This window comes from Streptomyces sp. NPDC059866, assembly GCF_042731325.1.
GTDB classification, from domain to species: Bacteria; Actinomycetota; Actinomycetes; order Streptomycetales; family Streptomycetaceae; genus Streptomyces; species Streptomyces flavusporus.
In genome coordinates, this window is the sequence record NZ_JBHWJT010000020.1 from 190,125 (window position 1) to 201,676 (window position 11,552).

Annotated in this window: 9 protein-coding genes and 1 pseudogene; 5 read left to right on the plus strand and 5 right to left on the minus strand. The window is 69.5% G+C overall.

Annotated features, from left to right (window positions below; genetic code table 11):
- Positions 1 to 157: 157 nt before the first annotated feature.
- Genes ACFV7R_RS29690 through ACFV7R_RS29700 form a run of 3 tightly spaced genes read right to left on the minus strand, consistent with a single transcriptional unit; the run spans position 158 to position 3,600 of the window.
- Positions 158 to 784, minus strand: coding sequence for an FAD-dependent oxidoreductase (locus tag ACFV7R_RS29690; RefSeq protein WP_385268854.1), 627 nt, complete (start codon positions 782 to 784; stop codon positions 158 to 160).
- Between the two features lie 14 nt (positions 785 to 798).
- A complete protein-coding gene (locus ACFV7R_RS29695; protein WP_385268856.1) occupies positions 799 to 1,779 on the minus strand; it encodes an Ldh family oxidoreductase in 981 nt (326 codons plus the stop codon).
- Positions 1,780 to 1,812: 33 nt separating this feature from the next.
- Positions 1,813 to 3,600 carry an FAD-dependent oxidoreductase gene (locus tag ACFV7R_RS29700; RefSeq protein ID WP_385268883.1) on the minus strand — a complete coding sequence of 596 codons (1,788 nt, stop codon included), beginning with the start codon at positions 3,598 to 3,600 and terminating at the stop codon, positions 1,813 to 1,815.
- Here ACFV7R_RS29700 and ACFV7R_RS29705 point away from each other — a divergent pair.
- A complete protein-coding gene (locus ACFV7R_RS29705) occupies positions 3,535 to 4,089 on the plus strand; it encodes an FCD domain-containing protein (protein WP_385268858.1) in 555 nt (184 codons plus the stop codon). The two genes, ACFV7R_RS29700 and ACFV7R_RS29705, sit on opposite strands and share 66 nt — an antisense overlap.
- Before the next feature lie 17 nt (positions 4,090 to 4,106).
- Here the strand turns inward: ACFV7R_RS29705 and ACFV7R_RS29710 are convergent, their stop codons facing one another.
- Positions 4,107 to 4,772, minus strand: coding sequence for a GntR family transcriptional regulator (locus ACFV7R_RS29710; protein WP_385268860.1), 666 nt, complete (start codon positions 4,770 to 4,772; stop codon positions 4,107 to 4,109).
- Between the two features lie 49 nt (positions 4,773 to 4,821).
- On the opposite strand from ACFV7R_RS29710, the gene ACFV7R_RS29715 reads away from it, so the two are divergent.
- Together ACFV7R_RS29715 and ACFV7R_RS29720 are read left to right on the plus strand one after the other, a co-directional pair.
- Entirely contained in the window at positions 4,822 to 5,373 is a 552-nt protein-coding gene (locus ACFV7R_RS29715; protein ID WP_385268885.1) for a sarcosine oxidase subunit gamma, read from the plus strand.
- A pseudogene (locus ACFV7R_RS29720) lies at positions 5,373 to 5,716 on the plus strand (serine dehydratase beta chain); the annotation flags it as partial. The gene ACFV7R_RS29715 and the pseudogene ACFV7R_RS29720, both read left to right, overlap by 1 nt.
- Before the next feature lie 74 nt (positions 5,717 to 5,790).
- Here ACFV7R_RS29720 and ACFV7R_RS29725 read toward each other — a convergent pair.
- A complete protein-coding gene (locus tag ACFV7R_RS29725; protein WP_385268862.1) occupies positions 5,791 to 8,589 on the minus strand; it encodes an ATP-binding protein in 2,799 nt (932 codons plus the stop codon).
- 209 nt (positions 8,590 to 8,798) lie between these two features.
- Here ACFV7R_RS29725 and ACFV7R_RS29730 point away from each other — a divergent pair, with 209 nt between their 5' ends.
- Together ACFV7R_RS29730 and ACFV7R_RS29735 are read left to right on the plus strand one after the other, a co-directional pair.
- The gene (locus ACFV7R_RS29730) at positions 8,799 to 9,998 is read left to right on the plus strand and encodes an epoxide hydrolase family protein (RefSeq protein WP_385268864.1); all 1,200 of its coding nucleotides are present in this window, start codon (positions 8,799 to 8,801) and stop codon (positions 9,996 to 9,998) included.
- Between the two features lie 272 nt (positions 9,999 to 10,270).
- Positions 10,271 to 11,461 carry an epoxide hydrolase family protein gene (locus ACFV7R_RS29735; RefSeq protein ID WP_385268866.1) on the plus strand — a complete coding sequence of 397 codons (1,191 nt, stop codon included), beginning with the start codon at positions 10,271 to 10,273 and terminating at the stop codon, positions 11,459 to 11,461.
- The last annotated feature ends 91 nt before the right edge of the window (positions 11,462 to 11,552 follow it).

The window sequence follows — 11,552 nt, forward strand, 5'->3', positions numbered from 1 at the left end:
TGAACTGGTCGGGGCTAGAGGATCTTGTGTCTGTGGGGGTGTCCGCCATGCGTCTGGACGGCGTCTCAGCACGGAACAGCGCCGGTGCTGGTTCGGTACTGACTGAAAGCGCACGTCATCACCCGTCTCGACTTCTCCCGTGTTGACTTGGTGCTGACTACGCTGCGTTGAACTCCGTCATCTGGGGCTGATCGACAGCGGCCGTCGCCTGGTCCGGCATGGGGCTGAGACCTGGGTCTCGAGGATCGGGTCTGCGATGAATGGAATGGTGGCCTGTGCATGGTCCGGCACTTGGTCTTGGTGGTGTGGCAAGCGTCCCAGCCCGCGATCGCGGTTGTTGGTAGACCGCACGGGGCCGACGCGAACGGCGACATCCACGTGCTCCTCCGAGGGCCAGGGGGCCGGGGCGGCCTCGCCGAACAAGGGCGGCGGTGCCCCTCCGGCACGCCCGCGAGCGATCACCGTCAGGACATCGTGATCCAGAACGGCACCCAGCACGCCTGGAGTCAACGATGGTCCGGCCGTTCACGTGGATGCCGTAGGTCCGGGGCCGGAAGGGTTCGGTCCGGATGCCGAGTTCGGCCGCCAGTTCCTCGGCGGGGGTGTCACGGTAGACGAACATGGCACCGGTGTTCACGGTGAGGCCGCCTGCCTCGACGCTGCGGGTGCGTCCACCGACCTCGTCCGCGGCGTCGAAGACGCCGACGCGGAGGCCGGATCCTCGGAGCCGGTAGGCGGTGGCGAGGCCGGCGGCTCCGGCACCGACGCTGAGTACGTCATACATGGTGCGGCCTCCTCTTACTGAGCTTCAGCGGCGGCATGGAGCCGGCCGGCAAGCTCGGGATCGATGGCGATCCCGGTGCCTGGGGCGGGCTGTTCGAGTGCGGGTAGGTGCACCCCGTGGTCCGTGCGCAGCCTGCCGAGATGTGCGGCGATGCGGTCGAGTGAGCCGGGGAATGCCCTGGGGTTGAGGCACAGCAGGAAGACTCCGATGCCAGGTGGTGCAGAGCCCCGGTCGAAGGGCGGTGCATCCAGCGAGAAGGATCCACCGGCAAGCGTCGCGAGGAGCTCCACGAGCAGGGCGATGTTCCCGCCGCGGTACCCGCCGAACGGGAGCAGCGCACCTGCGAGGGCGGCCGAGGCGTCGGTGGTCGCTGCTCCGTCGGGCCCCACGGCCCAGTCGGCGGGGATCGACGCGCCGGTGGTGGCAGCCTGCCGCAGGTTGACGTAGGCGGTCTGCGACGAGGCCTGGTCGATGACCATCGGGGGTTCGCCGGGTCGCGGGAAGGCGTAGGCTGTCGGATTCGTTCCGAGCACTGCCGTGCTGGAACCGCCGAGCGACATGAGGGCCGGGCTGTTCGCGCAGGCCACAGTGATCAGTCTCTGCTCGGCGGCCCGGCGGGCGTAGTAGCCGAGTTCGCCGCAGGTGTAGGACCGCCGGATCCACAGGGCGGCGATGCCGGCTTCCTCGGTGGTGGCGAACAGTGCCGGTGCGGCGTCCTCGAAGGCGACTTGGGCGAGCCCGTCGCGCGCGTCGGCGACCACGCAGGACGGTGCCGCACGGGAGACCTCCGGGGCCGCTCCCGGCTTGATCCGGCCGTCGCGGTAGGCGTCGAGGTAGTCGAAGAGATGCGCGATGCCGACGGCGCGGTTTCCGGCTCGCTCGGCGTCGACGATGGCCCGGGCCAGGATCTGGGCGGCCCGGAGGTCCTCCCCTGCCCTCTGCAGTGCCCGTGTGCACAGTCTGCTGAGCTCGTCCTGAGGGATGGTGGTGGGCATGGGGCCTCCGTGAGTCGTTCTCCACGACGACTTTCAGATCGTTCGGCACAGGCGGGCCGCGTCCAGCATCGCTGCATGGACATTTCTGCCAGCCACTGCGTCACCGATGCGGAACAGCCGGAACGTGCCGTCTGCGTTGCGCTCCACCGACTGGGGCTTACGGGCCAGTAGTTCGGTCAGGTCGACGGCGCCGAGGTTGGTCGATGAAGCGAGCAGCTCGTCGTAGAGCTCCTGGACCGGGTCGGTGCCCATCTCGGCCACGACGGCATCGAAGGTACGGCGCTCACGGAACGCGAAGCCGTCCAGGCCGAGTTCCACCTCCAGGCCCTCCGGCGTCTTGGCGACGCCATGCAGTCGTCGCAGGACCGTGAACGCGACGCCGCTCTCCGCCAGGGAGTTGAAGTAGCCGGACGCCGTGAGCGAGCCGACGTCGGGTGAGAGCGTTCGTTCGGGCGTGACGATCTCTACGGTGGCGCCTTCTCGGACGAGGGCCTCGGCAGCGTCGAGCGCCTGGTTGCCGCCGTGGTCGTCGTAGACCATCACACGGCCCCGCGGCCGTCGCGCACCGGCGAGTACGTCCCAGGTGTCGTGGACCTGACCGGCCCCGGGGATGCGGGGTGGCGCGGGAGTGCCGCCGGTCGCGACGATCACGACGTCCCATGACTGGTCGAGGATCATCTGGGCGTCGACGTAGGTGTTCAAGGAGATCGGTACGCCCAGGCGGGCGAGCTCGTCGGTTCTCCAGTCGATGATTCCGCGCAGGTCGCGGCGGCGAGGAGCCAGCGAGGCCAGCAGCAGTTGTCCGCCCACCTTGTCGGCGGCTTCGAAGAGGTGCACGTCGTGACCGCGCTCGGCGAGGACACGGGCGGCTTCCAGGCCGGCGGGTCCGGCGCCGACCACCGCCACACGCCTTGTCGTGTCGGCAGGGGCGATGCGCTGGGGTACCTCCAGCTCGCGGCCGGTGGACGGGTTGTGCATGCAGAACGCGGCGCCGGAGGCGTAGATGCCGTCGATGCACAGGTTGGCGCCGACGCACGGGCGGATCCGGTCCGTGCGACCGTCACGGACCTTGTTCGGCAGCTCGGGGTCGGCCATCAACGCCCTGGTCATGCCCACCAGGTCGAGCAGGCCCTCCGTAATGGCGTACCGCGCAGTGGCGACGTCGCTGATGCGGGCGGCGTGCATGACGGGGACGGAGAGTTTCTGTTTGATCCGCCCGGCGAACTCCAGGTGAGGGGAGGCCGGTGTGGACATCGGCGGGATGGTGCGGGCCAGATCGGCGTCGGTGCCGATCGAGCCCTTGATGAGGCTGATGAAGTCGATGCCGGCTTCGGTGATGTCCTGGGCGATGCGCAGGGCCTCGGGTGTCTCCAGGCCGCCGTCGCGTTCCTCGTCGAAGGTCATGCGTGCGCCGATGACGAAGTCGGGGCCGACTGCTTCGCGGACGGCGCGGATGACCTGGAGCGGGTAGCGCATCCGGTTTTCGTAGGAGCCGCCGTACTCGTCGTCGCGGTGGTTCCAGTAGGGCGTCCAGAACGAGTCCAGGAAGTGGCCCCAGGTCATGAGTTCTATGCCGTCGAGCCCGGCGGACCGGCAGCGCTGGGCGACGTCGACGAAGTCCTTCAGGACTCGGTCGATGTCCCATCGCTCGGCCGCCTTGGCGAACGCGCGGTGTGCGGGCTCGCGGACGTTGCTCGCCGAGATGGCCGGGAGCCAGTTGTCGGTGTAGTTGCTGGTGCGGTGGCCGAGGAGGGCATGCTCGATCTGCTCCCGGGCGGCGCGACCGCCGTCCCCGCCGTCACGGCGAAGGACGTCCTCGATCTCTACGCCCTGCGCGCCAGCCTTGGCGCGCTGCTCATCCGCCGCGTCGCCATGCTCGGTTCCGAGCGCCTGGGCTCGGCCTCAGCGGCTTTGGCGGAGGTCCGCGCCGCCGCCCGGGACCACGACCCCGTCCGCATCCGTGAGGTCGACCTGCGGTTCCAGGACGCCCTGGCCCGCACCGCGGACCTCCCACAGGCCGCCCGGACCTTCGAACGTCTCACCGCCCGCCTGCGCATGTTCGTCGCGGTGCTGGACATGGACTACAGCCAGGCGTTCGACACCATCCTCAACGAGGACACGGTCGTCTTCGACGCGCTGCGCGACGCCGACGGCAACGAGGCGGCCCGCCTGTGGCGGGTCAAGATCGAGCGCTGTGTCCGGTACATGATCGCCTGGCTCCCCGAGGACGACATCGCCCCGCACGTGTGGATGACCCTGGCGGGCAGGCCCCGCCAGGGCCGGGAGGATGCGCGGGGTGCCGCGCACTGAGGCCTCTCGGCGCGGTGTCAGATGGCCTCGCGGATGGCCCGCTCGAAGTCCTCGACGTGACTGCGGGCCAGTCGCGCCGCCTTCTCGGGCTCCCCGGCGACGATCGCGTCGATCAACGGTCCGTGCTCCTCGACGTGGCCGGCCATGTCGGACAGACGGTCGATGAACAGGCACCAGATGCGGGTGGCCAGGTTGTCGTGGCGGACGAGGGTGTCCTCCAGGTACGGGTTGTGCGCGGCGGCGTAGATGGCGCGGTGGACCTGGAGGTCCAGGTGCATGAGCTCGGACGCGTCCTGCCGGCCGGAATCCGCGCTCGACAGCTCCTGCCGTAGGGCCGACAGGTTCGCCCGGTCCGTGGCCGTGGCGCGCCGCGCGGCCTGCGCGGCGGCCAGCGGCTCCAACTCCTGGCGCACCTCGGAGATATGGGCGAGGTCGGTGATGTTGACCTCGGTGGCGAAGGTGCCGCGCCGGGGATAGGTCGTGATCAGGCGCTCGTACTGGAGCCGCTTGAGGGCCTCGCGCACCGGTGTCCGTCCCACGCCGAGGGACTGCGCCAACTGCTCCTCGTTGATCGGCGCGCCCGGGCGGATCTCGAGCATGACCAGCCGGTCGCGGATGGCGCGGTAGGCGCGTTCGGCGAGGGTCAGTTCCTCGCTGACGGGCTCGGTCGCCACCTGCTGCATGGATGCCCCCTTGACCTCTCCGGCGAGCTCCCATACCGTACCGCAGAGTCTGATATATCAGTTGCTCATTAGTTGGCTCCCAGGATGGTGCACCGAGTGGCCGTTCCTGACCATGGTGAACCTGCGCGTCGACCCCGCGTCCGAAGCGGCCGAACACATCGAGAAGACCCTGGGCGCACCGCTTCCGCGTCAGTGCGGGCACACCACTGCATCCGGATCGCACACGGTCCTCTGGCTGGGCCCGGACGAGTGGCTCGTGCTGTCCCGAACCGAAGCGACCGCTGTGACCGCCGAGTTGCGGGAGGCCCTCGGCGGCGACCCGGGCTCGGTCGTGGACGTCTCCGCGAACCGCACCACCGTGGAGCTGAGCGGCCCGGCCGCCCGGCAGGTGCTGGAGAAGGGCTGCCCGCTGGACCTGCATCCCCGGGCCTTCGGCCCCGGCAAGGCGGTGTCGACCACGGTGGGCCCCGTCGCCGTACTGCTCTGGCAGGTCGACGACACTCCGACGTACCGCCTGTTCCCGCGCTCCTCGTTCGCCGACTACCTGGCCCGCTGGCTCATCGACGCGATGAGCGAGTACCGCGGCCCCGAGGTGCCCTGATGGCGCTCAGCGCATTCGACCTGTACTCGGTCGGCATCGGCCTCTCCTCTTCCCACACGGTGGGGCCGATGCGCGCGGCCCGGCGGTTCGTCCAGCGCCTGGACGCTGAGGGCCTGCTGCCCTCCGTCGGCCGAGTGCGGGCCGAACTGTTCGGGTCGCTCGGTGCGACCGGCCACGGCCATGGCTCGGACCAGGCAGTCGTCCTCGGTCTGGAGGACGAGGACCCCGCCACCGTGGACACCGACCGGGCCGACGGCCGGGTGGGGAGGTGCGCCAGAGCAAGACCTTGCTCCTGGCCGGCAAGCACCGGATCGGCTTCGACAGCGACGCCGACCTGGCTCTATCTGGTGCGGTTGTGGTGCAGCCTCTACGGCCCAGCACGCCACGGCGCCGCTCCCCATGGGCATCCGCTGCTGGTTACGCCATCGGCATCCCCGGTTCCGGAGGAGACAGCACTGAGCGGAGGTGTCTGCGAGAGCTGACTCCGAGCTTGGCGAATACGTTGCCGAGGTGCCACTCCACCGTGCGAGGGCTGATGAACAGCTGGGCGGCGATCTCGGAGTTGGTGTGCCCGTCTCTGGCCAGCCTGGCGATCTGGGCCTCCTGACTGGTGAGTTCCGCGTCGACGCCGTCCGTCCGCTTGCGTACGGTTTCTCCGGTCGCCAGAAGTTCCTTGCGGGCGCGTTCGGCGAAGCCGTCGGCTCCGATGCGGCTGAACACGTCGTAGGCGGAGCGCAGTTGAGTACGGCTTTCCTGACGCTGGTTCTGGCGGCGCAGCCACTCTCCGTACAGGAGACGGGCGCGGGCGAGGTGGACGGTGAGGCGGCAGCGTCCGAGGTGCTCGATCGCCTCCTGGTAGAGCGCGTCGGCGACCTGGCCGTCGCTCAGCTGCGCGTGCGAGCAGGCCTCCGTGCCCAGGGCCCACTCGGTTCCGCTGGCGCGTGTGCGTTCGGTGAGTTTGGCCAGCGCGGATGCGGCGACCTCCGGCTGCGCGCTGCGGGCGGCCGCCTCGATCAGTTCGACCAGTGCCCAGCCGAAGAATCCCAGATCCTCGTACTGGCATGCGCGCGTCGCGGCCGCCAGCGCGGCGTCGTAACGGCCGAGGCCGTTGTACAAAACAGCGCTCGCGTACTCGGCGAGGCTGAGAGCGCGTCCCTCGCCCCGGGAGACCACTTCCTTGGTGGTGGTCTCGATGAGGTCAAGCGCCTGGGACTGCTGTCCTCGCCAGGCGGCGAGGACCAGTGACGTGTACATCATCGGTACGCCGCCTGCCGCCTCCGAGATCGCTGTCGCCTCGTCGATCAGAGTCGCCGCGGTGTCGAAGTCGCCGGCATGCACGTGGAAGCAGGCCTGGTAGGTCAGCGCCATCGGGAGGACGGCGAGTGCTCCTGCTTCGCGGGCGATGGCGACGGCGCCGGTCGCCAGCTCGTGCCACGCGTCGTCGTCCCACAGCTCCGGTGCGAGAGGCTCGGGTGTCACGCGGAACGCCAGCCACAGCCAGCGCCTGTCCGCATCCGTCGCGCCGGATCTCTGCTCCTCCCGGACGACGTGCAGAGCACGCCTGGGAGCGGCGACGCCGGCGGCATGGCCATCGATGATCAGGCCAGCCATGCTGTCCAGGAGGACGTCGACCGTCCGCGGCGGCGTCGACGGCGGCGGTCCGGCGCGGGCCGCCTCGGCCACCTCCCGCTGCCCGGGTCCCTTGCTCAGGCGGCCGGCGAAGACCGCCGCGCCGACCGCTTCCAGCAGGGTGTCGCGGGCGAGGGCGGCGTCGAGGGGCGCCAGCCGGTGCGCGGCGTCGAGCAGAAGCCGGGGGGCGTCGCCGCCGCGTATCTGGGAGAAGACCAGCCTGGCCCGCAGCCGCTCGAGTCGGGCGCGCTGCAGGTCGTCGAGTGGGCCGGCCTCCGCGGCCGCCAGCAGGTTGTCGGCCTGGTCGGCGCCACCGGCGTCGATATGGGTCTGGGCGGCGGCCAGTGCACGAGTGACGCGGCGGGCGGGATCGGGTGTCAACTCTGCCGCCCGCCGTATGAAGGAGGCTGCCGCAGCGGCTCCGCCCCTCCCTTGGGCTCGCGCGGCCGAGCGCTCCAGGTCGGCGGCGACGCCCTCGTCCGGCCGGGTGGCGGCGTGAGCGCGATGCCACGCCCTGCGATCAGGATCAAGGCGCGGATCGGTGGCTTCTGCCAGTGCCCGGTGCGCCGCCCGGCGATCCGGCGCGGGCGTCCTCCGGTAGATGGCCGAGCGCACCAGGGGGTGGTGGAACCGCACCCTGGCGCCGAGCTCGACCAGTCCTGCGGATTCGGCCGGGGCTGCGGCGTCCACCGGTATCTCCTGCAGAGCGGCCGCCCGCCACAGCAGGTCCACGTCTCCGGTCGGCTCGGCCGCAGCGGTCAGCAGAAGGCGCCGACTGTCCTGCGGCAGTGACCGGAACCGCTGATGGAGGGCGGTCTCGATGCAGCTCGCCACGGGGCGCGTGCCGGGAAGCCAGAAACCGCCCGCGAGCTCGGCAGGGGCGAGCGCGCGTGGCAAGGTGAGCAGCGCCATCGGGTTGCCGTGCGCTTCGGCCACGATCCGGTCCCGTACCAGCGGGTCGAGCGGCGCGCGGACGGCCGAGGCCAGCAACGCACGTGCGTCGGGCTCGCTGAGGCCCTCGACGACCAGCTCCGGCAGACCCGCGAGCCCGCGATCGTCGTCGGAGTCCCGCACGGCGAAGATCAAAGCCACCGGTTCGGCCAGCAGCCGCCTGGCGACGAACGCCAGCGCCTGCAAGGAACCGTTGTCGAGCCACTGCGCATCGTCGACGAGGCAGGCCAGCGGCCGGTCACCGGCGGCGCCAGCCAGCAGACCGATCACCGCCAGGCCCACCAGGAACCGGTTCGGCGCCTCGCCCTCCCGTAGTCCGAACGCGACGGAGAGTGCGTCGCGCTGCGGTGCGGGCAGCTGATCGAGCCGACCCAGCATGGGCGAGCAGAGCTGATGGAGGCCCGCGAACGGAAGCTCCATCTCCGACTCGATGCCTGCGACGACGGCGGTGCGAAACCCGACGGCGCTGCGCTCCGCATGGTCCAGCAACGCGGTCTTGCCGATGCCTGCCTCACCGCGCAGGACCAGGACCGCGCTGTTGCCTGCGCGCGCTGTGGCCAGCACCTGCTCCAGGGCGGCCAGTTCCCTGTCCCGGCCCCGCAGTGCGACCTGCGAATCGATGGCTGGCATGCCCATGAATCGATCTTCCTGCCACCGTTTGGTGAACTAATGCGATCTTATTCCTTTCTGGGTTTTATGGGGGCTATGCGGGCTCTGACCCGCCCCCGGGGCCGAGCCACGTGACCAACCCCCGGGGTTTCCCCTGGGGCGACGCCCGTCCAGCCAGTCCATGGTGGACGAGTCAGCGGCACGGAGTCGCTGGCGACAGCAAGGAGAACCCCCACATGTCTGACACTTCCGCATCGACAGCGATCCGGCCGTTCACCTTCGAGTTCCCCGAGGCGGAGCTCGAGGATCTGCGTCGGCGCATCGAGGCCACACGCTGGCCCGAGAAGGAGACCGTCACGGATCAGTCGCAGGGCACACAGCTCGCAACGATCCAGGAGCTCGCGCGCTACTGGGCGACGGAGTACGACTGGCGCAAGATCGAGGCGAAGCTGAAGGCCCTGCCGCATTTCATCACCGAGATCGACGGGCTGGACATCCACTTCATCCATGTCCGCTCGAAGCACGAGAACGCTCTGCCGCTGATCGTGACGCACGGCTGGCCCGGCTCGGTCATCGAGCAGCTGAAGATCATCGAGCCGCTCACCGACCCCACGGCCCATGGCGGGGACGCGTCGGACGCCTTCCACCTGGTGATCCCGTCGATGCCCGGCTACGGCTTCTCGGGCAAGCCCACCACGACCGGCTGGGGCCCCGAGCGCATCGCCCGTGCCTGGGGCGAGCTGATGAAGCGCCTGGGCTACACCAAGTACGTGGCGCAGGGCGGTGACTGGGGTGCGGTCATCACGGACACCATGGCTCTTCAGCAGCCCGAGGGGCTGGTCGGTATTCACATCAACATGCCCAAGGTGGTTCCGCCCGCCATCGAACAGGCGATCGTGGCCGGTAACCCGCTGCCGTCCGACGTCACCCTCGCCAACGACGAGGAGAAGGCGGCGGTCGAGCAGCTGGACTTCGTCTACCGGCATGTCTACTACGCCTACATGATGGGGTCGCGTCCGCAGTCGCTGACGGCGTTCGCGGATTCTCCCGTCGGCCTGGCGGCCTTCATGCTCGACCACGACAGGGACAGCCTGGCCCTGATCTCCCGGACGTTCGCTGGAGAGAAGGAGGGCCTGACACGTGACGACGTCCTCGACAACATCACGCTCTTCTGGCTGACGAACACGGCGGTCTCCGCGGCGCGTCTGTACGCGGAGAACAAGCGCCCGTTCTTCGGCGCCCTGGGCGTCACCCTCCCGGTCGCCGTCAGCGTCTTCCCCGACGAGCTCTACCAGGCCCCCAAGAGCTGGGCGGAGCAGGCGTACCCGAACCTCATCCACTACAACCGGCTCCCCAAGGGCGGCCACTTCGCGGCGTGGGAGCAACCGGAGCTCTTCGTTGAGGAAGTCCGTACGGGCCTGCGGTCGCTTCGCTAGACGACCATGACCAACCGCCTGCACAGGGGCTAGCTCAGCGGGGCGGCCGAGTGCACTCGACCCCGAGGCACTCGGCCGCCTTGAGCTACGCAACCACATCGTTTGGTTACCCGTACGTGACCAGGGCTCGGCCGCTCCCGGCACGAATCCCCTGCTCGGCCACGGGAGCCAAGCCCGGGGCTTCCCCCGGGGGCGATGCACGCCTGCCTGGGCCACCTAGGTGGGTGAGTCAGCGGCACGGAGTCGCTGGCGACAGCAAGGAGAACCCCCACATGTCTGACACTTCCGCATCGACAGCGATCCGGCCGTTCACCTTCGAGTTCCCCGAGGCGGAGCTCGAGGATCTGCGTCGGCGCATCGAGGCCACACGCTGGCCCGAGAAGGAGACCGTCACGGATCAGTCGCAGGGCACACAGCTCGCAACGATCCAGGAGCTCGCGCGCTACTGGGCGACGGAGTACGACTGGCGCAAGATCGAGGCGAAGCTGAAGGCCCTGCCGCATTTCATCACCGAGATCGACGGGCTGGACATCCACTTCATCCATGTCCGCTCGAAGCACCAGAACGCTCTGCCGCTGATCGTGACGCACGGCTGGCCCGGCTCGGTCATCGCGCAGCTGAAGATCATCGAGCCGCTCACCGACCCCACGGCCCATGGCGGGGACGCGTCGGACGCCTTCCACCTGGTGATCCCGTCGATGCCCGGCTACGGCTTCTCGGGCAAGCCCACCACGACCGGCTGGGGCCCCGAGCGCATCGCCCGTGCCTGGGGCGAGCTGATGAAGCGCCTCGGCTACACCAAGTACGTGGCGCAGGGCGGCGACTGGGGTGCGATCGTCACGGATCTCATGGGTGTGCACGCGCCCGTGGGACTGGTCGGCATCCACACCAACATGCCCGCTGCGGTTCCGCCCGCCATCGAGGCGGCGATCGCGGCCGGCAACCCACTGCCCTCCGACGTGACCATCGACAACGACGACGAGAAGGCGGCCGTCGACCAGCTGGCCTTTCTGTACCGGCACGTCGCCTACGCCCTCCTGTTGGGTTCGCGTCCGCAGTCGCTTACGGCGTTCGCGGATTCTCCCGTCGGTCTGGCGGCCTTCATGCTCGACCCCGGCCCGGAGCTGATCTCGCGCTCCTTCGGCGAACAGACCGAGAGCCTGACGCGTGACGACGTCCTCGACAACATCACGCTCTTCTGGTTGACGAACACGGCGGTCTCCGCGGCGCGTCTGTACGCGGAGAACAAGCGCCCGTTCTTCGGCGCCAAGGGCGTCACCCTCCCGGTCGCCGTCAGCGTCTTCCCCGACGAGCTCTACCAGGCCCCCAAGAGCTGGGCGGAGCAGGCGTACCCGAACCTCATCCACTACAACCGGCTCCCCAAGGGCGGCCACTTCCCTGCGTGGGAGCAGCCAGAGCTCTTCGTCGAAGAGCTCCGCTGGGGCCTCCGCTCGCTTCGCTAGTGTGATGCGCCAGAAATTGTGAGGGTTAATTGATACCTTCTTTTCATGGCGCATCGAGGCCCGGCGGCTGTGGAGATCGTCCTCTCCGAGG